Here is a 23203-nt window from a genome sequence, read left to right as displayed (position 1 = left end):
GAGTCAACGCGGGTGGTTTGCGCACCATTTGCAAAACCCCAGGTCGCGACTCTTCGCCATCGGTGAGCAAAGTGAGTAGTCTCAGGTGGCTTGCGCATGAGTTGGCGAACGGGCCTTGAGATTCCGCCGACGTCCGGAAACGCTTCGAGCTCCCTTGAATTTCCGCGCAGCCCATGATATAAAATAATTGGTTTTCCGCAAGGAAGGCCTCCAAGTGCCGGGGACGTTTTCCCCGGCTTTTTTCTTATCCAGGAGAGCAATGCGAGAACTCAGCATCTTCGTCGACGAATCGGGAAGCGACGGCCTCTCCGACCGATACTACCTGCTCACCGTCGTTATGCACGACCAATCGGACAGCATCGCGGAGTCGATCAAGGCATACGAGGACGCCCTCCGCGCCAAGGGACTTCCGAACATACCCTTCCATGCGTCGCCGCTCATGAACGGCAAGGACCAGTACTCGGGGCTCGACCTGAGGACGCGCAAGATGATGCTCGGCTCGTTCCGCGTCTTCTTCCGCCACATGCCCGTAAAGTACCACACCTTCGCATACGCGACCAAGCAGTTCGCCTCGCTCGACAAGCTCGCGGGGGCGATGCGAAGGGATATCGTGAACTTCCTGTTCGACAACCTCGCGGAGCTGCAATCCTACGATATGGTCAAGGTCTACTACGACAACGGCCAGCGCTCCATCGCCGAGTCGCTGCACCGCGCAATCGAGTACGCGCTGTCGAAGGACGCCGTCGTCTACCGATCGGCGCAGCCCTCCGAGTACCGGCTTTCGCAGGCGGCGGACTATATCTGCACCATGGAACTCACGGCAATCAAATACGCGGAGCACACCGCCACCGCGACGGACGAGAAGTTCTTCGGCAAGTGGTCCGATTTCAAGAAGGGCATACTGAAGGAGACGCGCAAGAAGCTCGTCTAGAGAGGCGATCAGCCCTTGGCGGAGCGTTTACCGACAATGGAGTCTGTTACGCGGGGGGGGTTGATAAGACGCCACTTAGCTGCATAATAGGTTCCAGTTAGAAACCCTCGGGTTTGCGGGGCGGGATCGTGAAAGCGATTCTGCCCTATTTTTTTCCTCTATTTCTTGCATGCCTCAATGACTTCCGCATTTGCTCCCCATTGGTTCAGAAAGGGTTCGGGGAAATCGTCGAGTTGATTGCGTCCCTCGCGTTTTGCAAAATAGAGCACAAGGCCCTCTAGCTCGAATTATTACATTTAGAACCCCGCCGCTCGTCCATCCCAGCTTGCCCAGAAAGCCCTCCCGCAATGTCCGTGTCCCAACGGATGGGTACCATTTATCCGGGTGCACCTGGGGCAACGGGTTGAAAAACCTGCGCAAGGTCGCTCGCAGAACACGCAACAGCAAACACGACAGAAGAGGCGAACGACAGATGCCGGACCCCGGACGACAGCACCGCGGAAGACGAGCATTCCGACCACAACCGAACAAACCCTGTTCCTAGGCAGGCGCCCGCATGGGCGCCTTTTACTTTTCAGGGACTTAGCTGCGAGCTAAGGCACACGGCCTATGGCCGTTTCATGGAGGCCCGACCAGCTCGACCCACCTCGACCCGTCTCCGCTCCCGTCGGACGCGCCAAGCGCCATCAGGCGGTTCAATCGTCGCGCAGACGAAAACGCACACAGGACCGCGCAGGCGCATCGCGCGAAAAGATTGGAGGAACCATGGCGCACACTACGAAATGCGCCGCGCCCGAGGGCAACCGGGGCCGCGACGAATGGATGACGGTGATCGAGATGCAGGAGTACATGGGGGCGAGCCGAAGCAAGGCGTACGACCTCATCTGGTCGGGAGAGATCGACTCGTACAGGCTCGGCAGGAAGCTCCTGGTTTCGAGGGCGTCCGTGGACGCCTACATCGAGTCGAGGAGCGGCAGGAAATGACGACGGCGACCGCCCCGGGAGCCGCCCGCGGCCGGGCACGCGAGGGAGCCTCGAGACGAAAGGAGCTCGAGGACGACCATGACCAAGAGCATTAGCAGGACTTGCCGCAGCGGCGCACATCGGTGATGACATTAATCATCCCGTCGTCATGGTAGAAGCCGCGAATCTTCTTCAGATAGTTTTCTCTAGGGGACAAAAGCATGCTACTCCGATCTCCTTTGGAGCTAGCATATCAAATAATAGGTTTATCAGGGTATTTTTAATCAATTGGATGATTTATATCCCCCATAACTTAGAGATTTCTATATTCCTCGATAGCTCCAGCTCTGCCGTCCCGTCGTTCCGGTTTCGCCCTCTTTTGCGCGCAACCACCAGCTGCGACCGCGAGGAGTCATCGCAGGTGGCTTGCGAGCTGATCGCAAGTCCTCATCAAAACCTGGCACACAGCACTCTGGAGGCGGAAAGATATATCGCTACGAAACCCCCAACCACGTGCTCACGATGGGCGCATACCCCAGCACGAAGATGATGACGATCCCCACGGGCAGCACGTACTTCATGTACCGATACGACCAGGCGGGAAAACGCAGGCCCTCGCCCGTGTCCGCCTCGGCGAGGAAGTTCTTCCATCCCCATCCGCGCTTGCTCGTGACGAACATCACAAGGAAGAGGCCGCCCAACGGCAGGATGTTGTTCGATACGAGGAAGTCCTCGATCGACTGGATGTCGCCGATGCCCGGGATGGCAACGCCCGAAAGCACGTTGAATCCGAGCACGCACGGAATGCTCAAAAGCGCGATGAGCACGCCGTTCACGAGGCATGCCTTCTCGCGGCGCACGCCCCACTGGTCCATGGAGAACGCCATGATCGTCTCGAACACGGCGATCACCGTCGACAGCGCAGCAAAGCTCATGAACAGGAAGAACAGCGTGCCCCACAGCTGCCCCAGGGGCATCGCGTTGAACACGATGGGCAGCGTGATGAACACAAGCGACGGCCCCGAAGCCGGCTCCACGCCGAAGGCAAAGCACGACGGGAAGATGACGAGCCCCGCCATGAGCGCAACCAGCGTGTCGAGCACGCCCACGCGCACGGCCTCGCCTGTGAGGCGGCGGTCCTTGCCGATGTAGCTGCCGAAGATTGCCATCGAGCCCATTCCCACCGACACGGTGAAGAACGCCTGGCCAAGGGCTGCATACACCGCATCGCCGAACGTCGCCCACTGCTCGGCGGGCGTGTTGCCCGCGAAGAGCTTCCCGAAGTCGGGCATCAGGTAGAACTCGAGGCCCTCCTCAGCGCCCGGCAGCGTCACCGCGCGCACGCACAACGCCACGAGCACGACGAACAGCGCGACCATCATCACCTTCGTCACACGCTCGACGCCGTTTTTCAGGCCCGCGCGCGTCGTGATCACGCCGATCGCCACGATGATCAGCATGTAAATCGTCATCTGAACGGGGTCAGCGAGAAGCTGCCCGAACACGCTCGCGACGTGCTCGGTGCTCGCGCCGTTGAACTCGCCCATCGCGCTTTTCACCATGAAGGCGAGCATCCAGCCCGCCACCACCGTGTAGAACATCATGAGCAGGTAGTTGCCCGCAAGGCCGACCCACTTGAAGCGATGCCACTTCCCACCCTCGGGCTCGAGTTCATCGTAGCTGCGCGCGATCGAGCGCTGGCTTGCGCGGCCCGCGGCGAACTCCATCACGAGCACCGGCAGCGCGAATATCACGAGGAATATCAGGTACAGCACGACGAACGCCGCGCCGCCGTACTCGCCGGTGATATAGGGGAATCGCCATACGTTTCCCAAGCCGATGGCGCAGCCCGCGCTCACTAGGATGAACCCAAGGCGCGAACCAAACCTCTCACGTTCCATGAAAACCCTTTCCAATCGAAAACACGGGGCTGCTTCTCAGCTATGCCCCGTGTTCGATGCTCTTCCCATCACGCGACTTCCCGCCGCGCGACTATGGCCTCGCGCGAGCGCAACCGCCCGCGCGAGACCCTACTCTTTTTCGCGACGCGTACGATTATAGTTGATAAGGCAGCCCGCACGCACGATAGCGCGCTCTTCGTCGGTCATGTCCGCCACGTAAAGCGATATCTCGCGCGCCTCACCTGCATGCACGACCCACGCCGGAATGCTCGACAGGTCGCCGCCGATTGCCTCGCGAATGCCCGGAACGTACACGTAGTCGCCCACTTCAAACGGCGGGACGCCCTTGAGTTGGAAGGGAACCATGCCCCAATTCATCACGTTCGAGCGGTAACGCTTGGTGGCGTATTCCTCAACGATGTTCGCAAGCCCGCCGATCACGCGCTGGCAGCTCGCCGCCTGCTCGCGCGCGCTTCCGTCGCCCGGCTTCTTCGCATAGATCATGCTGCCGTACTCCACGCGCGAAGCATCGGCGTCCACGCCCGCCCCGTTAAGCGATGCGAAGACGACGGCGAGCTCGGGGTCGGCCTCGATAAGGCTCTCCCCCGCCACGCGGCGCTTTTCCACCGCGTCGACTCGCTTGGAGCGCCCCACATACTCGGGGTCGCGACGCGAGAGCGTGAACTCAGCCAAGCCGAGCGGGTTCGAGCGGTACGAGCTCGTCTCGCCGGAGGGAATGAGCTCGTCGGTGGTGGTCACCGGGTCCATAATCTTCGAGCACACCTTCAAAAGGATATTCTCGCCAAGCGGCTCCATAGCGGGCCACGGCTTGATGTTAGGCCCCTCGACAAGTTCGCTTTCGGGCTTGGCCTTGCCGAATCCCCAGTACACGCGCTTGTCGTAGGGCGCGCTGTCGAAGGTGTACTCGCAAGCCTCGTCCCACGTCTCATCGGGAAGGTCGGTCGCAGGGGTCAGGATGCCGCCCGCCGCCGCCGTCGCCGCGATCGAGCGCGCGTCCATGAGCGCAACCGCCGAGAGCTGGCCGTTTCCGGGCTTTGAGCCCTCGCGGTTGGGGAAGTTGCGCGTGGTATGGCGAATGGAAAGGCCGTTGTTGGCGGGCGTGTCGCCGGCGCCGAAGCACGGGCCGCAGAACGCAGTGCGCACGATGGCGCCCGCCTCCATAAGGTCGTAGATGTAGCCGCGGCGCGTGAGCTCGAGCGCGACCGGCTGACTTGTAGGATAGACCGCCAGCGAGAACTCGCCGCAGCCGATGTTGGCGCCCTTGAGCGCGCGGGCCGCCTGGACGACGGAATCGTAGTTGCCTCCCGAACAGCCGGCGATGACGCCCTGCTGCACGCGCAGGCGCCCGCCCTCGATCTTGTCGAGCAGGCTGAAGTTGACCTTATCGCCGCCGATGCGCGCCGCCTCGACCTCGACCTCGTGCAGGATGTCTTCGAGGTTCTCGTTGAGCTCGGCGATCGTGTAGCCGTTCGACGGGTGGAACGGCAGCGCGATCATGGGGAGAATCTCGGAGAGGTTCACGTGCACGCAGCCGTCGTAGTAGGCCACATCTCCCGGGGCGAGCTGCTTGTAGTCTTCACCGCGACCGTGAGCTGCAAGGAACGCGTGAGTGTCCTCGTCGGTGGCCCAAATAGAGGACAGGCACGTGGTCTCGGTCGTCATGACGTCGATGCCGTTGCGGAAATCGGTCGTCATGGACGCGATGCCCGGGCCCACAAACTCCATCACCTTGTTCTTCACATATCCCTTTGCGAACACTTCGCGAATGATGGCGAGCGCCACGTCGTGCGGGCCGACGCCAGGGCGCGGGGCACCTTCCAAATATATTGCCACAACGCCGGGGTACGCCACGTCGTAGGTATCGCTCAACAACTGTTTCGCCAGCTCGCCGCCGCCTTCGCCGATAGCCATCGTGCCGAGGGCGCCGTAGCGCGTATGCGAGTCAGAGCCTAAAATCATCTTCCCGCAGCCGGCGAAGTTCTCGCGCATGAACGAATGGATCACCGCAATATGCGGGGGAACGAAGATTCCACCGTACTTCTTCGCGGCAGAAAGGCCGAAGACGTGGTCGTCCTCGTTGATGGTGCCCCCCACGGCGCACAGCGAGTTGTGGCAGTTGGTGAGCACGTAGGGCAGGGGGAATTCTGTCATGCCCGATGCGCGCGCGGTTTGGATGATGCCGACGAACGTGATGTCGTGGCTGGCCATCGCGTCGAAGCGGATCTTCAGCGCACTCGGATCGCCCGAGGTGTTGTGCGCTTGCAAAATCGAGTATGCAATCGTCTCCCGCCGCGCCTCGTCGGGCGTCTTCGAGATATCGCGCGCCGCCGCTTCCGCTTCGGGAACGATCTCGATTCCTTCGCGCAGGAACACTCCGCCATCGTAAAGCTTGATCATAGAAACCCCTCTATCTCACCCGGGCCTCGCGGCCAGCCTCGTGATTTCCAGCTTGTGGTGTATGGTTGCGTGCCTTATTATCCTACACTTCGCATACGCGTGTGTTACGGGCACGCTACACGTGCTCATTTTCACGTAAAAAGGCCCGCAACCGACAGCGATGAGCTGCGATTGCGGGCTTTGGCAGCACGAAGGGGTCTTTCGCCTGGCGCCGCCCTAGGCCTTCGGCACGACGACCGTCGGCGTGGCCAGGTTCAAAAGCATGCTATGCGTGACCGAGCCGAACAGCGCGCGGCCGAGCGCGGCACGGGAATGCGTGCCTAAGACGAGCAGCTGCGCATCCTTCGACGCATCCAAAAGCACACGCGTGGGAGAAGGCCCCTCGATCGAGCGGCCCGCCACCTCGAGCGCGGGGTTTGCGGTCGTGATGCGCGCGACGAACTCATCGACTTCCGCCTGACGTTGCTTACCAACCTCTTCAAGGCCGCCGCCCATGCCTTCCGCGGGACGCGACATCCAGGCGGGGATGCCCCATGCGCTCACCAACTCGAGCGGCTGGGCGGAATCAATCGCCTCACCGACGCCGAACGCCACCGCGGCATCCGACACGTTGTCGGGACCCACGCCCACAACAACGCCAGACTTGCCGGCGCAGGTCACGTCCCAGTCGCACGGCACGACGACCGTGGGAATCTTCACCTGCACAGAGACGCGAAGGCCTGTTGCGCCACCGAACGTTTCGGTGATCGAGGCTCCATGGTGCGACCCCAGGACCACCATATCGTGGTTGGACGCTTCCTCCACGATCGAATCAACGGTGGAGCCATCGACAATCTTGGCCTCCACGGCAACGTCGGGATGCTCGGCCGCGAGCACTTCTTTCTTCTCGTGAAGCGCCGCCTCGACGGTTGTGTGCACCATCTCTGCCTCGGCGCCAAGCTTTTTCGCCTCAGCGGAATTCACGACCGCAAGAAGCATCAAGCTTGCACCCGTGCGCTCGGCACGCGCGACCGCCCAATCCAGTGCGCGACGACCGCGCTCGCTCCCATCGACACCAACGAGAATGCTCGCCATAGGAGGCCTCCGTTTCTCTTCCAGTTAGTGGAACATCGGAATCATAAGCCACAGTGCGAACAGCACGATGGCCACACAGGCGGCGAAGCAGACGGCCGAGGCGAGACGGGTCATCAAGCGAAGCTCGCGCCCCACGTCCCCATCGGCGCGCGCCCACAAGCGCAGCCCCGATGCATACAGTACGCTAATCGAGCACGCAACACAAACGGCAACAACGAGAACGGTGATAAAACTAACGATTTCTTGGGTCAGCATGTGACGAGTTCCTCCTTGCTAGGCGCTTGCTAAGCAGCTGCGGCGACGGTCTTCGCTCCTGGGTTGGCGTTGACCTTCACATCGGCTCGCTCGTTGACGTTTGCGGAATTGATTGGGTTGCGACGGGACAAGCGCCAGATGATGAACGCGACGGCGCACGCGATGAACGCGACCGCAACGGTGCCCCACACGCTCGTCTTCGCAAGCGCGCAGGCGAGAGCGCCCACGATGCCGGCGGCCGGGAAGGTGACGATCCATGCGATGAGCATCTTGCTCGCAACGCCCCAGTTCACCTTGCTGCCCTTTTTGCCGAGTCCCGTGCCGATGATGGATCCGGAGCACACCTGCGTGGTCGAGAGCGCGAAGCCCATGTGCGAGGAGACGAGAATCGTAGTCGCCGATGCCGCCTCGGCAGCGAAGCCTTGCGGCGTCGAGATCTCGGTCAGGCCCTTGCCGAGCGTGCGGATGACGCGCCAGCCGCCCATGTAGGTGCCGAGCGCGATGGCAAGCCCGCAAATGGCGACGACCCACAGCTCAGGACCCGTGCCCGACGGCTGGAAGCCCACGGCAATTAGGGTAAGCGTAATGATGCCCATCGTCTTTTGGGCGTCGTTGGTGCCGTGCGAGAGGGCGACGAGGCACGCTGTCACCGTCTGTCCATGACGGAAGCCCGATTCAACCTGACTTTCACTCATCTTGCGCACCACGAAGAAAATGAGCTTCACCGCAAAGAACGCCGCAAGCCCCGCCACCACCGGGCTTACGAGCGCGGGGATGAGCACCTTGGTGAGCACCGCTGCAAAGTTCACGCCTTCAACGCCTGCACCCACGATGACGGCACCGACCAGACCACCGAACAGGGCATGCGAGGAACTCGACGGCAGGCCGACCAGCCAGGTAATGAGGTTCCAAATGATTGCGCCGACCAATCCGGCAAAAATGAAGGCCGCGCTGATGGTGACCTGCTGCTCGTTGATGATGCCGCCCGAGATGGTCTTCGCCACCTCGGTTGACAGAAATGCACCGATTAGATTGAGCGTTCCCGCTGCGATGACGGCTGTCTTCGGCTTGAGCGCCCCTGTGGCGATGGAGGTTGCCATGGCATTGGCGGTGTCGTGAAATCCGTTCGTGAAGTCGAACGTGAGAGCCGTGACGATGACGAGCACCACCACAACCAGAGTTGCCGGATCCATGTGTCTTCGTTCTCCCTTCGAGTTTTCTCACCGCTCGAAGGGCGCAAGCCCAACCCGTCCCTCCGAGACCGATAAACACAATAGGGAGGACGTGTCTGGGGAACATCTTGTAATTGTAAAGTCCGTGTAAAGCGCGGTTGGGCGCTTATCGCGTCGGTGAGCGGCGCGTGCAACGACACCCCCGATCGCGCGCCGGAGCGGAATGCGCCCCTGTCTACAAGGTGTCTTCTGCCACTTTTTCCCAGTTGTAGCCCTCGCCGCACACTAAATCGATGCGCAGGGCGCCTTCTGGGGCAGACGACTTTGCAGCCTCGTAAGCAGCACGCGCCGCTGCCTCGTCTTCGGCCTCGAGCTCGGTCTCCTCGAAGACGAACGACACGTCCGACCGCTCGGAATCCTTGATGAAACGCACTTTGTACTTCATAGGTGAGCCTTTCTCTTTTTGGGTAGCCATTATAGAGGAGCCTTGGTCGTGAAGTGAGGAAGTCGATGACGCAACGCTAGAAAGCCGCAGCCGCGAAGCGAGGGGCAAAGGACAAGGTCGCAATTCGAGGGAGGAAAATCCTCTATAAAGACGAGCCGCTGGTCCAATGTGGGCAATCATCACCGCACCCCCGAAAGTTAGCCCAATACGGGTTCTCGGTGCCACGCCTCGAAATTGAGATTCCATCCATTTCGAGGTTGCCAACAAGGCTGATGCGAAGACCGGAACTGCGAAAACCCCTAGCGTGGCAGTTATAGAGTCGCTTTTGGTGACTTTTCGGGGGTTGTGAGCGATTCGATTACGCAGCGCATTGCCGTGCCCTCACCTCAAACAATGCCGACCTGGGAAAATAGCTGACCTCGCTTTCATGCTATGCTGATTCGGCATTTGACGCCCCCCTTCAGTCGTTCACAACCACCGAAAAGTCACCACTACCCCACGATTTTTTGCCACGGACCCCCTCTCCAGCGCCTCACGTTTACTTATCGTTTCCTATCTTTTGCCCCCATTGCGTTCAGAATTTTCAACTAAGATTAGAAGGCTATCTTCCAGGCACCCTTTGGGCAAAGACTCCTTGAACTAAACCGCCCACGTCAACCTCAATCCAAGTAAAAGTGGACTTCGATTAGAAAATCGATAAATACAGGACAAACTCTCGATCAATGCAATCTTTTGTCCCCTCTCTCTTTTAGTTGCCTTTTCTTTTTGCGATACAATCCTCAAATGGATATCGTCGTATCTCACATAACCGCCTTTCATTGGTATCTTCGCAACGCTAACCCATTGCGTGGTTCATCGCGCCAATGCCGCATGAGGCGCTTGCCGCCAGTTGCGCCAAGCGCCGAATCTGCGAGAGACGCCCTTCTCTCACTTTCGCTTTCCGATGAATGCCTAAACGTCATCGTCTCTTGCGAATCAGGGCGTCGATCTTCCGAAGCTTTAAGATCGCATCTTTACTCAGATAACCTGCCTCCAGGCACAGCTGTTCCCCTCGATTTCCTCCCGCCAGGCAATCGCCTCTTTCTTTCATCACCCGAATTCACGTTCTTGCAGCTTGCTGCGACCTATCCGCTAGAGCAAGCTGCCTATTTCGGGTTTGCCCTTTGCTCCTCATACCGAATCGACGAATGGACTCCTGGAGGCATCGCTCTCCGAGCGCAGGACGACCCCTCCCCTACCACAACGAGAAAAATCGCAACTTTCCTCGACAGGATTGGCCCAGTCAGAGGCAGTGCCCGTGCCCGACGTGCCCTCACCTACGTGCGTGACAACTCGTTCTCGCCCATGGAGTCCGGACTCGCTCTTTCTCTCGGAATGCCGCTTCGCCATGGAGGGTTCAACCTTGGCAACGTGACGATGAATCCCACCATTAAGATTCGCACCAACAAGAACACGCAAGGTGGCTCCCGTTTCATTACGCGCAGGCCCGATATCCTTATCGAGGCAAAAGGGCGCGACGGCATCGTCCGACGCGTCGCCATAGATTACGACAGCTCATCCTTCCATGCAGGTCAAGTCGATATCGTACGCGACATCGAGCGGAGGAATGAATTTGCCGCGCTTCCGAACTTCACTCACTTCTCCCTTGCTTCACCGCAAGTGCACGATTTCAATCAGTACCAGCAGACTGCCATTCGTATCCGACGCGCTCTCGGCAAGCGAGATGACCCCTCTCGAAAAGCGGGCGAGGCGCAAGCTGATTTCGAGGCGAGACGTACCGCTATCTGGCATAAGCAATTTGCGCTTTGGTCTGAAGTCGTTAGGCCAAGTGATTTTCGTCGCCTTGAGTAGGCCCTGTCGACTCCATTGTCCTATTAAGGCAATGTGTTTATCCGCAAACTGTGATCGAGGCGGTTCTTGTGACTTTTTTGGTGACTTTTCGGGGGTTGTGAACGATTCGATTTCTCGGCATGATGAAAGCTCTCAACAATTGAAACCAACGACCTTGGCATACGGTGGGATACGACCCTCGCACTTTCATTATTTGCAGCGCCACGTCGCCGCCAATCGTTCGCAACCCTCGAAAAGTCACCACTACACCACACTTTCATACCACACTATCTTCCAAATGAGCCCTGGTGCGTCAACATACCTCTCAAGCCTGCAATTGCATTCTCTCAGCTCAATTGCACGCGATATAATGAGGCTCGCCCGAAACACAAATTACGGAGGAGGTGAGGGGATGTCAAAAAAGAAGCGTACATCGAAGACAGGGCCTGTCTGGCACCAGTCGTCTGACGAAGCAACACTCGCGAAGAAGCCGCTCTACAACGGATTCGCATGCGGTCATGGTGCGCACGGAAATGCGAAGTACTGTCGCGCGAAGGAAAAGCGCACGTGGGAAAAGCAATTGAAACGAGAAGGAGCCTCTCATGAGGCTCCTTTCTTTTTCCCACCGCGAGAGCGCTCTCGATTCGCACAGTGGCCTATCCGCCCTGGCTCGTACGGTTCCGAATCCGAGTACGCCCGTTTAGCCAAGATCATCTCATTCGACGCGCTCCTTCACGCCATGCCACACTATTTTGAGGCTTTCGCCTGCTTCGAATATCGCACGAATCGCTCATCCAACAAGCTGCGCTACAATGGCGAAAACTCAGCTTTCCCGTTGAAAGGGGCATCATGGACGCTCGATCGGCACGCATCGGATTCATCGGTTTCGGAAACATGGCAAGCGCCATGGCCAAGGGGCTTATCGAGTGCGCTGGGATAGAAGGGTCCCGCATCTGCGCATGCGCCGCACATTTCGATTCGCTCGAGAAACGTTGCAAGCCCCTTGGTGTTCGCGCTTTCAAATCGCCTGCTGAAGTGGTCGAAAACTGCGACCTTGTCGTTATTTCGGTGAAGCCCTACCTTGTCGGCGAGGTCCTCTCCCCTGTTCGCGAGGCCCTTCGCGAGAAGGCGGTCATCTCCGTCGCCGCCGGTCTTCTGTTCGACTTCTACGAGGACCTGCTCGGCGAGGGGTCGCGACATCTCTCTACGATTCCCAACACACCGATCGCCATCGGCAAGGGAGTCATCTCCTGTGAAGAACGGCATACGCTCGACGTTGATGAATGGGAAACCTTCGTCGGGCTCTTCTCCCCCATCGCGCTTATCGAGGTGCTTCCCGGGCATCTGCTCTCCGTCGCGAGCGCGCTTGCCGGCTGCGGCCCTGCTTTCGCTGCCATGTTCCTTGAGGCACTCGCTGACGGCGGCGTGAAGAACGGGCTCCCACGTCAGACTGCTTATCGCCTCGCCGCTCAGATGATGGCCGGCACGGCAGAGCTTCATCTCGCCACGGGCACGCACCCCGGCGCCATGAAGGACGCTGTCTGCAGCCCCGGCGGCACGACGATCAAAGGCGTCGCTGCGCTCGAAAATGCGGGGATGCGCGGAGCCGTCATGAGGGCGGTCGACGCCACGCTTTCGTAAAGGAAAGCAGAATCCTCATCATTTCTAACCCATGAATAAGGCCTCTCAACGAGGCCTTATCTTTTTGTACCCTATTGAACTTAATCTTATAAAAAGACCCGGCTTACCGTGAGGAAAACCCTTCCCTACTTCACCTGCACAAGCGCGAACACGTCCACATCGGTCTCTTTCGCGATAGCCTCGCGCGGGTGAAGGAATTCCAACTCCATAAGAAAGCCCATCCCCGCCAGCTTGCAACCGTATTGCGAAACAAGCTTCGCTTGCGCGACCGCCGTGCCGCCAGTTGCCACCAAATCGTCGATGATCAACACCACGTCGTCCTCGTCGAGGGCATCCACGTGTATCTGCAGCTCATCGGTACCGTACTCCAACTCATAGCTTTCCGTTCGCACCTCACGAGGCAGCTTGCCCGGCTTGCGCGCAGGCACGAATCCTGCTCCAAGGCGGTATGCGACCGGCGCCCCGATGAGGAACCCTCGCGCTTCAGCGCCGACTACTTTCGTAACTCCCGCGTCCTTGAAATGGTCAGCGATCGCATCTATTGCGGCATGAAACCCTTCGGGCTCTTTCAACAGCGTCGTGATGTCCTTGAACACCACTCCCTTTTCCGGATAGTCGGGGATGTCGGTTATATGGCCCTCAAAATCGTAGGCAGCCATTGGTTTCCTTTCCTGGCAGCTTTCTCGAACTCGATTTATTGTACCTCGAATGCCCCCTGCGGTCTTTTACCTTACCGTCCGTTGCCATGATTTGATATGTGAAGGAATTGTGGAGAGTCTCTTACAACCCTGAATCTCTAGACTTAGTTCGATTCTCTCAACCTGATCTCCGCTCATTTTTGTTGAGTAACAACGTCTTAGCGTTCTTTTACCCAGTTTTCCCTCATCAAATTCTTTTTCTTTTATCGTTTCCTGCTAGTCAGGCCCATTATTTCTTTTCATTGCTTTACGCGTTAATTCTTGTTATGTTTACTGATAGCGACTCTGCATCAGGCGTTTCCCCGTCTTCGCTAACAAATAACGGTGGACTTTTCTATGTTTCTTGTTATAATCTCTCGCTGTAAGTTGGATGCGAAAGCATTCGGTCGATAAGAAAAAGAAATCCCCCTCAGCGCCAACTGAGGGGGATTTGATAAGTGACCGAAATCACTCACGTCGCAATGAGTATTTTATCACTTAGACGATATACGTGCAATACGCGCGTGTTCTTCGTCACTTTTCCATATCGACATAAGGAATTGTTCGCTCGTCTAACGGTTGGGGCATTGCTTCGACCGTTGGTTAGGTGCATTGTGTCGATAGGGTTTTCACATAGCGACTCTTCGCATTGCGATCTCGATGAGAGGGACATGTTTTTCCGTACCCTCTTCCACGACGACCGCAACAGCTCTTATGCCCTTGCTACCTGCATTGACGGCACTTGGCGTGAGTCAATGCACAAGCACTCGCACCTTTCTTTCATCGGCGCGCCGAGCAATGGGTCGCTCTATGTTTCCGTGAACGGTTTTTCCGGAGATAGACGTCGCCTCGATTCGCTCAGGCAGATCAACGCTCTTTTCTTCGATCTTGATTGCCACGGATCGTCTCGCTCGCAAACCGACAACGCGATTTCTAATGCACTTGAAATCATCAGCGAGGCTGTACGGATTGAGAAGCTTCCTCGCCCAACGCTCACCATCGATTCCGGTCGCGGTCTGCACCTTTACTATGTCTTGAACCGCTCCATCCCCTATCGATGCTCTGCTAACGGTCCCGTCAACGAGAAGGCGCTCGGTTTATTCCGACTTGTTCAGCAAAAACTATCAAGAGCCCTCTCCCACCTCATGGAACCGATCGATTGCATTGGCGTTGACGAGAAGGTGTTCGACTTCACTCGTGTCTCGCGTGTGCCGGGGAGTTACAATCCTGCTGCCCAGCGTTATGCTCGCCTTTTGTCGTCAAGCGGCTCTTACTACGATCTGAGCGATCTTAACGTGAGGCTTGGTGGATTTGCGAAGCATGTCGTCTCACCCGAGGTGGGGCATTCGCCAAACGCAATAGTCTCGAAGAAACGCGGTGATGACAGTCCGCTCTTGCGGTCTCGTTTAGCTAATGTGATTTCCCTGCAAGCTCTTCGAAATTTCGACTGCGAAGGCTCGCGTGAGCTCATGTGCTTTGTTTTCTACAACACTGCCGTTCAACTTGTCGGGCCGAACGATGCTTCTCGCCAGCTTTGCTCATTCAATTCTCGTTTCACGCAGCCTCTTTCGCAAGCTGAGCTCGATAGCGTTGTTCGCTCGGTCGATCGAGTTGTGAATGTACGGGGTCAACGTGGGTATTACGTTTTAAGCGCAAAAAGAATAGTGGAGATACTCGCACTAACCGAGCAAGAGAAGATAAAAATCCAATTCCACACGTCAACTCGTTCAATCATTCGGGAGAAGGCGAAGGAGGCCACTGCGTCGCGCCGGGCCTCAAGAGACAAAAAGATTTCCAATCTTTATCGAAGCGGCGATTTCACTCAAAACGAAATCGCGCAAAGGGTTGGTTGCTCATTAAGAACTGTTGCGAGCGTTCTTTCGCGAGCAAGACGACAGCACTTTAGTTCACTTCCGAAGCTGCAAATAGAAGTTCCTTTTGTTATGCAACAACGTAAAGGGATTATTTTATGCAGCATCAGTCAATCGCATCTACAAAATGAAAAGCTGTTGCAGATGCGATTGACAACCAACCGCACATTCACATTCAGTAGGCCGAGCAGCATCGCTACCTGGCCTAATCATGACTTACAGAACACCCACAACCGAAAGAAAGAAGGCTCTTTTAACAAACAACATGAAATCAAGTCTAACAAGATTCTCGGCAACTATGCAATTTTTTGTCATACGTGTTTATCCGTAGTTCGTCTTGTGCCCCTTTATTCTTTCAATTCAAGTTGGGTTGTATGATTACCTTGATTTATCAAGTGCTTCTTGTTGCTGTTCTATTTCTCTTAGTAGCATCTTAATCTCACCGATCAGCTTATAGTCTGCTTCTCCTGAGACTTTGTCAGCCTTTCGAAGAGCGTTTTTAGCTGTCTTGAGATATCCGTTGATGTCCTTCGGCTTTTTTGGATGTTGGTTTGAGGAAGTTTCCTGCCTTTGATTCAATGCTTTTTCGTTGTTTTTGTCTGGGTTTACCGGAAGATCAGTTTCTTTGATTTCCTGCACAAGTGCTGTTATCTCATCACTGTCGTAGCTGTTCGATTTAACTGCCTCGATTATGAAATTCTGTTTGTCTCCTGGCAGCTTTGAGATTGCTTCAGCCTGAGTTTGGGTAATCTTCCCCTCATCGAGCAGGTCGTTGCCCTCTTTTGTCAGATTACGAGCAATGTTTAGCAGTACTTGCGCTGTTCTTTCCGACACTCCAAAATGCTCTGCGAGCACCGTTTTGGTATTGCGACCCTTCAGGCTTGGGTCGTCCTTTCTCCACTCGACGAGTTTGTCGGCAAGCACTTTGAAACCCTGGGCTCTCTCGGATGGCGTGATGTTCCTTTGCCCCATGTTGCTTGAGTGCATAATGAACTCTGCTTGTTCATCACTGAGGGATCCAAGTTTATGGCAGCGGCCGGGAACCATACGCCATGCATCGCCATACTTTTCTGCCAGAAGCTTGCAGGCGCGCCAGCGTCTTTCTCCGTCGACGATTTGAACACCGTCTTCAGTTTCGCGCAGAATGAGTGGCTCTACTTCTTTACTGTTGTAGATGAGACCGGCGAGGTTATTTACGTCTTCTTCGGTAATCTTGTACGCGTTGTTCGGGTTTGGCTTGATGTCTTCGATGTCGAACCAGTCAAATCCCATCTCACTCAAAAGCGTATTGCGTCGATTATCGTTGGCCATTTTGTCAGTAATCGACGCATTCTGGTTGTCTCGTGCATTAAATGCAGCGACTCGTAGTTCTTCTTCCGAAAGCTTCTCGTGCTTTGTGACAACGTTTGCCACTGCTCCCCCATTTCGAGCTATGGCGGCTTGTAGCTTTTTCTTAGGCATTCATTTCCTCGATTTCTTGAGCGAGCAAACGATACTGCATTCCAGGTTTGCTGTCGGGCGCATAGGTAATCAACGGTTCCATTGCAAGGCTTGCCTCTGGGACCACTGTACTTTTCTCAATCTTGGTATTGAAGTACTCTGCGTTCGGAATTGCTTCCTTAAGCAATTCGCATCCGACTTTGTAGGCAGAGGTCTTTCGTTCAATCATCGTTTGCAGAATTTTCCAATGCTGCGGGAGTCTGCGGCGTTCTTTTGCGGTTCGATTAATGGTATCTATCGTCTGAGATAGCCCCGCAATCGCAAAACCATCTACTTTGATCGGGATAATAATGTGTGAAGCATTGTTTCCAGCTTCAAGTGCCACGATTGCGTTTGTAGTTGTCATATCCAAGCGTGGTCCGCAATCGATGATAATGTAATCGAAGCGATCATCGCCTTCTTTTGCCATTTCTTCTACGAGGTCCTCGATTGCATAACATAGTCTTGTATCGACGCCTCCTGCGATTTCTGCTTTCAGACGTGTATCTGCGTCTGCAAATCGGAAATTCGATGGAACACAGAATACGTTATTGTAATCGGTCGGTTTCATCACATCTCGGAGGGTTTTCCGCTGTCCGTTCGGTGTTGTTTGGTAGAGAACGTCCGCGATGCATGCTTCTTCGGAGCGCGGGTCGTATACTCTGAGACTCTGGCTTACGTTTCCCTGGCCATCCATATCGATTACCAGAACTTTGTATCCCATTTCAGATAGGCATACTGCAAGGCAGGTGCAAGTTGTAGTTTTTGCGACGCCGCCTTTGTAGCTCATGATCGAAATAATAGTCGGTTTCTCCGCGGATTGTGTAAGCTGTCCGTTAAGGAGCAAATCGGCAAGTTGCGACTTGTTAAGGCCCCGGCGTTCAGCTTCCCTTTCAAGTTCTTCTACGGTCTCCCTGCCCAGAGAAAGCGATTGCTGTTGCTTTTCTCCGCCTTTCGACTTACCTTTGGTGGCCATTTTGACCTCTTTCGTTTCCGACTGATTTTTCGACATGCCGTATCCTATCATTGCTGTGTTTTTGTTTCGTTTGATTTTGGCCCTGTGCAGTCGCTGCACACTTTGTCGTTTGCATCATTCTATACGCATCATTTTTATTCGACAAGCGTATTTACTCGCTATTTTCTTATCTTGCTAGATATTACATATCTTTCGCTTATTGTTAATTATAGATTTACGCGTTTTGCAATTCTACGCTTTACTGCAACTGTGCAGCGACTGCACAGTTGCAGTAATCCCCTTTTACGAGATTGAAAGACGAGTGGGCAACATAGTACTGTGCAGTCGCTGCACAGTAGGGGAGCGTGCCTTCTGAAATAAGAATAAAGGTTGCTCGTCGTGGCCCTGTGCAGTCGCTGCACAGTAAACGTTTATGCATTTGGTTATCGACGCGAGATGACAGGAGTCAATGGAAGATGAAATCCTGTCATAAGGAGAGAAGAAAATGTATGGCATCGGATATGACATTGATATCCCCCCGTTGACGGAGAAGTAGAAATTGTGGAAGCAGGGAAGTGAAACAATGAGATAATTCAAAGGTAAAAGGGAAGAGGTGAAAAGATGAATTACTCCACAATCAAATATTTCGATATTGCTAATGGTGAGGGTGTTCGCACGACACTGTTCGTGTCAGGATGCCGGCGAGGCTGCCCTGGTTGCTTTAACACAGAAGCGTGGGATTTCTCGGCAGGGAAACCATTCACTCGTGAGATCGAAGATGAAATCCTCGAGAGTTTAAGCGCTTCTTACGTTGATGGTTTGACGCTTCTTGGCGGTGAGCCAATGGAGCCGGAGAACCAAACTGGTCTGCTGCCGTTTCTCCAGAGGGTGAGAAGCCGCTTTCCTGAAAAAACCATTTGGTGCTATACAGGAGAGCTTTATGAGAACTTGCTTGACTCTCGATTTCGATGCAGTTGCAAAGAAACCCAGGAGATTTTGTCTCTCGTTGATATTTTGGTGGATGGCCCATTTGAGCAAGATAAGCATGACATTACTCTCAGGTTTAAAGGATCGTCCAATCAGAGAATTATCGATCTTGCAAAAACAAGAGCGGAGGGGGAGCTTCGACTTTGGGAAGACGATCCAACTTATGCGACGCATAGTATGAATCGCGATTAATCGAATCGTAAGATATAAGCTTCAAGATAGATAAGGCCGCCACGAGGGATGTGGCGGCCTTATCTTAAAGGCTCAATTTCTAGATTCTATCGAGGCGCAATCGGGGCTCTATGCGGGGTTCTCATGAATCATAATATGCTTCACATTGTCAAAATGAGACTCAACGGCATCGTGAGCGGCTTCAGCGATTTCATGAGCTTGAATAAGCGTTTGCGAGCCATCAACGGCGATTTCTGCGTCAACGTATACCTTGTTTCCAAACTTGCGTGTACGCAAGTCGTCGATTCGGATAACACCCGGTGTATTGCTGATGACATCTCCGAGCTCATGTTCGAATGCCGAATCGCAAGCGGTATCAGTTAGGCTACTAAGCGATTCCTTTAAGACATCGAATGCGACCTTCAATATGATGACGCAGATGACCAAGCTGGCAATTGCGTCGCCTGCGTGAAACCCGAGCATCGAGGCGCCGATGCCAGCAAGCGCGCCAACAGAGGAGAGCGCGTCAGAGCGATGGTGCCATGCGTCGGCCATGAATGCACTCGAGTTTATGGTGCGCGCCCAATGGCGGGTATACCAGAACATCCCTTCCTTTGCGACGATAGATACAATTGCCGCGATGAGGGCAATGAGGCTCGGCGTGGCGGTATCGAGATACGACCCGGTCGCAATGCTCTCCAAACTGGAGTATCCGATTGCCAAGCCCGTGAACAAAAGAATCAGACCCAAAGCAAGGGATGCAACGCTTTCGAACCGTTCGTGTCCATAAGGGTGGTCGCTGTCGGCGTCGCGCTCAGCAAGCCTCACACCCACAAATGCAATAGCGGTCGCGAACACGTCCGAAAGCGAGTGGACGGCATCGGATATCATTGCGGTGGAATTACCGAAAATGCCTGCGAACAGCTTAAAGGCTGCAAGAAAGATATTTCCGCCCACTCCGACAGTGGCGACTTTCCGGGTTACTTTTTGCCTATCCGGAATGTCTCTGTCCTTGCGAGACTTCGGGTCTTCGTCATTCATAGGGTTGGTTTTGGGGTTATCTGCCATTGGTCGAACTCCTTGGGTAGGGAACAGTGTCTCTTAGCTACCCGCACTTGCGTTCGAAAAATACAAAACGCGCCTGCGGAACGGCAACTGTCCCGCAGGCGCGTCCAAAAGATGCATCTGCTGCCGACGTCCCCGCCGGCCCGGCTCCATGGCGCTACACCACGGCCTGATCAGTTTGCGCTGTAAAAGCTTGTCGCGTTGACTGTCGCGGCAATGCAGTGCAAAGAGTGGCCACATTGTAATCGTTGTGAATTCAGTTTGTCACCACTAACATCAGGATTGTGGCGAAAAAGTGAATCTAGCAGGTATAATGTTATGCAAGCGCGCCCATGGGGTCCCATGGTGCAAGGGGAGTGGAGGCGCTGTCGTAGGCTGCAAGCTCATCCTCGGTGAGATATTTCCTGTCGATGACGACCTGATAGACGTATTCCGAGAACCAATCGTCGGTCATAAGATCATAGCCGTCATGGCCGTGGTCTTTGCCCCAGCTATTCTCGACGCGCCAAAGCGTGGGCTTCCCCTCGCCGTCCAAGTTCACTCCCTGAAACACCATCGCATGCGTCATAAGCGATTCGCCATAATCGAGTCGAGCCGCTTTGTCCAAGCCTGCCATTACCGGCACGCCGAACAGCCCGTCGGCATCCATGGTGGTGATACCCATCATGCCGTCGTCTTGCAGGTAGTTCTGGTCGACGTCGCAGCCGAACCATACAGGAAGGCCGTCCTTGAGCTGGGCGATTGCCGCTCTCTTTAGAGATTCGACGGGAAGGTTCACGTAATGGACCCCTCCATCTTCGGCAACATTACCAAGGAACCTTACGGAATATGAACGATAGTACGGCTTGTCTTCGGTCGGAGCGTTGATGACCGAGATGTAGTCGTCGAGGTTCATGCCTACGTATTCGTCAAAGAACTGCTTTGGGCTGAAGGTCCCCGAAACGACCAGCTTGTCGTCCTTGTCGCGGATACGGGCTTCAAACGACTTCGGCGGCTCGCCGAGGCAAATTGCAAGCATGCGGTAGAACTGCTCGAGAAGCTCAGCCTGCTTTGCGGCAAGGGTCTCCTTGTCGGCACCGCCCGCGATCATATCGCGAAGCGCTTTAGCGCCAGCGCGAAGGAAGCGAGTAAGGAAGGCATCCATATCTCCCGTGTTCGACGAGCAGTGCGTTTCGGGCATGGCGTCCTTCGGCACGACGCCGTATTTCTTCACAATGGATCGAAACATATCCCACTGCCCGCCGTCGCAAAGCGGGTCAAGGAGAAGAAACGAAACATCTCGCGAGGTCACAGGCTCATTTGCGGTGGCAATGATGTTCTGGAAAAACCAGTTGGCACGCTCGTACTTGTCCCAGAAGAGGGGATAGGCTTGCGACAGCTCAAACGTCTTCAGGTTGAGCTTCTTCATGATGCGAAAGCGCATGGTGTTCAGGCTTGCGAACATCCAGCAGCGACCCGAACGCTTCTGGTTAGTGATGTCGCCTTGGGAGAGCTGGACGTCGAAGGTGCTCGCATCGAGGCTGAGCGCCTCGGGGACGCGGGCGACCTTGCGTATCGGGCTTGCGGAAACGGCATTCTTTGCGATGCGCGCGGCTGGGTCCGAGGCAAAAGCCGCATGCGCATTACGGGTGACCTTGTCGGGGATGGCGGTGTAGGCGATAGGGCCTTCGGTTTGATTCATAGATACCTCCAAACGGGAGTGCTGCAACTTATGTTCGGAGGTTAGCACAACGACGGGAAAACGGGCAGGCCGATGACGGCTGGTAGAACAAAACCGCGCGACGCCAGAGATGGGCAACGCACTCTCAGGCGGCCGCGCGGCACAAGGCGATGAGGCCCTTTATTTCATGGCTTCGAGTTTCGCCAGTACTGCTTCCTGCCCCTCGATAAGCTCGCCGCCCACATAGAGGTAGGGAATCTTGTTCGCGTCGCCGCCGAGCGCAAGCAGCTCTTGGTAGGGGGCTTCCTGCTCGACGTCGCGCTTGTCGAGCTCTATCCCCAGCTCATCGGCGATGTTCACCGCCACCGAGCAGGTTGAACAGGGCGCCCAGTAATAAAGAATAGGCTTTTCCATCGAGAATCCTTTCAGTCGGAAACACTACGGCAAGTATACGCTTAGGTAACTTTCTTGGCGGCTTCGATCGCGGTAGAGCCTTGCAGCGGGGCGAAAGTGACATATCTGTGAGGGTTGGGTATCAATCTGGCGAAGAGTTCCCCTGGTTCAAATTCCCACCACATGAGGAGGATATGTTCTACCTTCGGAAAGCAAGCGAGAAGATGATAAGCACGAGGTTGAACATGGCTGAACGGGCAAAGAACACATCATTCACGGCAAAGAGCTTGTTCGAGGGGCTCTCTGGCGCGCAGCTTACGGCGGGCGCGCTTGCCGCGGTGACGTCGATGCTGCTTTCGGCGCAGATTGGCATCGCAGGGTCGGTGATCGGCGTTGCGGTTGGCTCGGTCGTCTCGACGGTCGCGTCGCAGGTATACAAGCGCTTCCTGGAGCAGTCGGCGACTAAGCTGCGCGGCATGCACGACTCGGATGAGGAGTCGAATACTGACGGCGTTGGCGACGCTGAAGGGTTGGAAGGTTTAGAGGCGGTCCCATTTGGGACGGAGGAAGATGACACAGCCTCGACGGAAGAAGATGTGCGAGCCGACGGCCCGAAAGCGGGGCAAACCGAACAAGCTGAGTTTGCGGGCACTTCGATGAGGGCCGTCGATCAGTTCGCCTCGGGGCGCGTGATTGCTGGGGGAGTGCCCGGCCGCGCCACGGTGACGCCTCACCTGGGTGATAAGTCGCTCGCCGGGGACATCACTGCGCAGCATGTTCGCGAGAAGCGCGAGCATGATAAGCGCATACAGCGAGGCGTGATCGCCGTGTCGATAGTGTCCGCACTCGTCGCGGTGGCGGTGAGCGCGGGATTTGTCATGCTGACCACGCAAGGCCAGGGTCTTGGCGCGAAGCCAGCGGCGATCGAGCAGGTTGTCCGGGAGAACCAGGATTCGGACGCGCAGCAAGATGCCCAGGTGGACAAGCAGCACGTGGCCGATTCTGAGGCGAGCGGTGATTCCCAGAGCGCGTCCGCGTCGAGCGCAACTTCGAATGCGGCGAAAAGCGACTCTTCGGATACCAACAGCTCGACTTCGCAAAATCAGTCAGGGTCCTCTCAATCGGGAGCGCAGGGAAGCGGCCAGGGGCAAAGCGGTACCTCGACATCTTCGGGCACAAATGCAGGCGCAAGTTCATCGGGAGAGCAGGGGAGCGCGAGCGGCGGAAGCGCTTCTTCTGGCCAGGACTCCGCATCGGGGTCGTCGTCTGCTTCCAACGGCACCGTATCTGGAAGCGGCGAATAGAGGTTTCGCAA

At 55.8% G+C, this 23203-nt stretch carries 20 protein-coding genes and 1 riboswitch; of the genes, 7 read left to right on the top strand and 13 right to left on the bottom strand.

Annotation, left to right across the window (positions count from 1 at the left end):
- Window positions 1-214 (bottom strand): hypothetical protein (locus tag F8C90_RS11130; protein ID WP_211361037.1); only part of this gene is annotated, 214 nt, incomplete at its 3' end.
- A gap of 45 nt (window positions 215-259) precedes the next feature.
- Here F8C90_RS11130 and F8C90_RS05770 point away from each other — a divergent pair.
- Window positions 260-931, top strand: coding sequence for a DUF3800 domain-containing protein (locus tag F8C90_RS05770; protein ID WP_158049507.1), 672 nt, complete (start codon window positions 260-262; stop codon window positions 929-931).
- 765 nt (window positions 932-1696) lie between these two features.
- Window positions 1697-1915: a helix-turn-helix domain-containing protein gene (locus F8C90_RS05765; RefSeq protein ID WP_158049506.1), complete on the top strand. Its 219-nt coding sequence runs from the start codon at window positions 1697-1699 to the stop codon at window positions 1913-1915.
- Between the two features lie 473 nt (window positions 1916-2388).
- On the opposite strand, the gene F8C90_RS05760 is transcribed toward F8C90_RS05765, so the two are convergent.
- From F8C90_RS05760 to F8C90_RS05735, 6 genes are all read right to left on the bottom strand, one after another.
- A complete protein-coding gene (locus F8C90_RS05760; protein WP_158049505.1) occupies window positions 2389-3795 on the bottom strand; it encodes a sodium-dependent transporter in 1407 nt (468 codons plus the stop codon).
- A 129-nt stretch (window positions 3796-3924) separates the two neighbouring features.
- Entirely contained in the window at window positions 3925-6213 is a 2289-nt protein-coding gene (locus F8C90_RS05755) for a hydratase (protein ID WP_158049504.1), read from the bottom strand.
- A 216-nt stretch (window positions 6214-6429) separates the two neighbouring features.
- Entirely contained in the window at window positions 6430-7287 is an 858-nt protein-coding gene (locus F8C90_RS05750; protein ID WP_158049503.1) for a universal stress protein, read from the bottom strand.
- A gap of 24 nt (window positions 7288-7311) precedes the next feature.
- Window positions 7312-7542 (bottom strand): hypothetical protein, encoded by a 231-nt coding sequence (locus tag F8C90_RS05745; RefSeq protein ID WP_158049502.1) that lies wholly within the window; start codon window positions 7540-7542, stop codon window positions 7312-7314.
- A 29-nt stretch (window positions 7543-7571) separates the two neighbouring features.
- Window positions 7572-8735: an inorganic phosphate transporter gene (locus tag F8C90_RS05740; protein ID WP_158049501.1), complete on the bottom strand. Its 1164-nt coding sequence runs from the start codon at window positions 8733-8735 to the stop codon at window positions 7572-7574.
- A gap of 214 nt (window positions 8736-8949) precedes the next feature.
- Complete coding sequence (locus tag F8C90_RS05735) at window positions 8950-9159, bottom strand: hypothetical protein (protein WP_158049500.1); 210 nt, start codon at window positions 9157-9159, stop codon at window positions 8950-8952.
- 783 nt (window positions 9160-9942) lie between these two features.
- On the opposite strand from F8C90_RS05735, the gene F8C90_RS11125 reads away from it, so the two are divergent.
- Together F8C90_RS11125 and proC are read left to right on the top strand one after the other, a co-directional pair.
- Window positions 9943-11010 (top strand): hypothetical protein, encoded by a 1068-nt coding sequence (locus tag F8C90_RS11125; RefSeq protein ID WP_211361036.1) that lies wholly within the window; start codon window positions 9943-9945, stop codon window positions 11008-11010.
- Between the two features lie 828 nt (window positions 11011-11838).
- Window positions 11839-12630, top strand: coding sequence for a pyrroline-5-carboxylate reductase (gene proC, locus F8C90_RS05725; protein ID WP_211361035.1), 792 nt, complete (start codon window positions 11839-11841; stop codon window positions 12628-12630).
- Between the two features lie 125 nt (window positions 12631-12755).
- Here the strand turns inward: proC and F8C90_RS05720 are convergent, their stop codons facing one another.
- On the bottom strand, window positions 12756-13289 hold the full coding sequence (locus tag F8C90_RS05720) for an adenine phosphoribosyltransferase (RefSeq protein ID WP_158049497.1): 534 nt from the start codon (window positions 13287-13289) through the stop codon (window positions 12756-12758).
- A gap of 689 nt (window positions 13290-13978) precedes the next feature.
- On the opposite strand from F8C90_RS05720, the gene F8C90_RS05715 reads away from it, so the two are divergent.
- Window positions 13979-15556, top strand: coding sequence for a hypothetical protein (locus F8C90_RS05715; RefSeq protein WP_158049496.1), 1578 nt, complete (start codon window positions 13979-13981; stop codon window positions 15554-15556).
- On the opposite strand, the gene F8C90_RS05710 is transcribed toward F8C90_RS05715, so the two are convergent.
- Window positions 15557-16639 (bottom strand): ParB/RepB/Spo0J family partition protein, encoded by a 1083-nt coding sequence (locus F8C90_RS05710; RefSeq protein ID WP_158049495.1) that lies wholly within the window; start codon window positions 16637-16639, stop codon window positions 15557-15559.
- Entirely contained in the window at window positions 16632-17669 is a 1038-nt protein-coding gene (locus F8C90_RS05705) for a ParA family protein (protein ID WP_170264566.1), read from the bottom strand. Before F8C90_RS05705 ends, F8C90_RS05710 begins: the two co-directional genes overlap by 8 nt.
- A gap of 564 nt (window positions 17670-18233) precedes the next feature.
- Between F8C90_RS05705 and nrdG the strand changes: the two genes are divergently transcribed.
- On the top strand, window positions 18234-18791 hold the full coding sequence (gene nrdG / locus F8C90_RS05700) for an anaerobic ribonucleoside-triphosphate reductase activating protein (protein WP_158049493.1): 558 nt from the start codon (window positions 18234-18236) through the stop codon (window positions 18789-18791).
- Between the two features lie 108 nt (window positions 18792-18899).
- On the opposite strand, the gene F8C90_RS05695 is transcribed toward nrdG, so the two are convergent.
- The 3 genes from F8C90_RS05695 to F8C90_RS05685 form a co-directional block, all read right to left on the bottom strand.
- Window positions 18900-19838: a cation diffusion facilitator family transporter gene (locus tag F8C90_RS05695; RefSeq protein ID WP_158049492.1), complete on the bottom strand. Its 939-nt coding sequence runs from the start codon at window positions 19836-19838 to the stop codon at window positions 18900-18902.
- 85 nt (window positions 19839-19923) lie between these two features.
- A riboswitch (NiCo riboswitch) is annotated at window positions 19924-20022 on the bottom strand.
- A 129-nt stretch (window positions 20023-20151) separates the two neighbouring features.
- On the bottom strand, window positions 20152-21516 hold the full coding sequence (locus F8C90_RS05690) for a C1 family peptidase (protein WP_158049491.1): 1365 nt from the start codon (window positions 21514-21516) through the stop codon (window positions 20152-20154).
- Between the two features lie 159 nt (window positions 21517-21675).
- Window positions 21676-21909 (bottom strand): glutaredoxin domain-containing protein, encoded by a 234-nt coding sequence (locus F8C90_RS05685; RefSeq protein WP_158049490.1) that lies wholly within the window; start codon window positions 21907-21909, stop codon window positions 21676-21678.
- A gap of 224 nt (window positions 21910-22133) precedes the next feature.
- On the opposite strand from F8C90_RS05685, the gene F8C90_RS05680 reads away from it, so the two are divergent.
- Window positions 22134-23192: a hypothetical protein gene (locus F8C90_RS05680; protein WP_158049489.1), complete on the top strand. Its 1059-nt coding sequence runs from the start codon at window positions 22134-22136 to the stop codon at window positions 23190-23192.
- Window positions 23193-23203: the final 11 nt, after the last annotated feature.

The organism is Ellagibacter isourolithinifaciens, assembly GCF_008831035.1.
GTDB lineage: Bacteria > Actinomycetota > Coriobacteriia > Coriobacteriales > Eggerthellaceae > Ellagibacter > Ellagibacter isourolithinifaciens.
Note: the sequence above shows the minus strand (reverse complement) of the source record. Positions and strands in the feature narration are given on the sequence as shown.

What these genes read in the sequence shown, in the direction of transcription:
- F8C90_RS05745 (WP_158049502.1), bottom strand. Translation starts at nt 7,542, where the DNA reads ATGCTGACCCAAGAAATCGTTAGTTTTATCACCGTTCTCGTTGTTGCC.
- F8C90_RS05710 (WP_158049495.1), bottom strand. Translation starts at nt 16,639, where the DNA reads ATGCCTAAGAAAAAGCTACAAGCCGCCATAGCTCGAAATGGGGGAGCA.
- F8C90_RS05750 (WP_158049503.1), bottom strand. Translation starts at nt 7,287, where the DNA reads ATGGCGAGCATTCTCGTTGGTGTCGATGGGAGCGAGCGCGGTCGTCGC.
- F8C90_RS05685 (WP_158049490.1), bottom strand. Translation starts at nt 21,909, where the DNA reads ATGGAAAAGCCTATTCTTTATTACTGGGCGCCCTGTTCAACCTGCTCG.
- F8C90_RS05740 (WP_158049501.1), bottom strand. Translation starts at nt 8,735, where the DNA reads ATGGATCCGGCAACTCTGGTTGTGGTGGTGCTCGTCATCGTCACGGCT.
- proC (WP_211361035.1), top strand. Translation starts at nt 11,839, where the DNA reads ATGGACGCTCGATCGGCACGCATCGGATTCATCGGTTTCGGAAACATG.
- F8C90_RS05770 (WP_158049507.1), top strand. Translation starts at nt 260, where the DNA reads ATGCGAGAACTCAGCATCTTCGTCGACGAATCGGGAAGCGACGGCCTC.
- F8C90_RS11125 (WP_211361036.1), top strand. Translation starts at nt 9,943, where the DNA reads ATGGATATCGTCGTATCTCACATAACCGCCTTTCATTGGTATCTTCGC.
- F8C90_RS05735 (WP_158049500.1), bottom strand. Translation starts at nt 9,159, where the DNA reads ATGAAGTACAAAGTGCGTTTCATCAAGGATTCCGAGCGGTCGGACGTG.
- F8C90_RS05765 (WP_158049506.1), top strand. Translation starts at nt 1,697, where the DNA reads ATGGCGCACACTACGAAATGCGCCGCGCCCGAGGGCAACCGGGGCCGC.
- F8C90_RS05755 (WP_158049504.1), bottom strand. Translation starts at nt 6,213, where the DNA reads ATGATCAAGCTTTACGATGGCGGAGTGTTCCTGCGCGAAGGAATCGAG.
- F8C90_RS05760 (WP_158049505.1), bottom strand. Translation starts at nt 3,795, where the DNA reads ATGGAACGTGAGAGGTTTGGTTCGCGCCTTGGGTTCATCCTAGTGAGC.
- F8C90_RS05705 (WP_170264566.1), bottom strand. Translation starts at nt 17,669, where the DNA reads ATGTCGAAAAATCAGTCGGAAACGAAAGAGGTCAAAATGGCCACCAAA.
- F8C90_RS05695 (WP_158049492.1), bottom strand. Translation starts at nt 19,838, where the DNA reads ATGGCAGATAACCCCAAAACCAACCCTATGAATGACGAAGACCCGAAG.
- F8C90_RS05720 (WP_158049497.1), bottom strand. Translation starts at nt 13,289, where the DNA reads ATGGCTGCCTACGATTTTGAGGGCCATATAACCGACATCCCCGACTAT.
- F8C90_RS05690 (WP_158049491.1), bottom strand. Translation starts at nt 21,516, where the DNA reads ATGAATCAAACCGAAGGCCCTATCGCCTACACCGCCATCCCCGACAAG.
- nrdG (WP_158049493.1), top strand. Translation starts at nt 18,234, where the DNA reads ATGAATTACTCCACAATCAAATATTTCGATATTGCTAATGGTGAGGGT.
- F8C90_RS05715 (WP_158049496.1), top strand. Translation starts at nt 13,979, where the DNA reads ATGTTTTTCCGTACCCTCTTCCACGACGACCGCAACAGCTCTTATGCC.
- F8C90_RS05680 (WP_158049489.1), top strand. Translation starts at nt 22,134, where the DNA reads ATGGCTGAACGGGCAAAGAACACATCATTCACGGCAAAGAGCTTGTTC.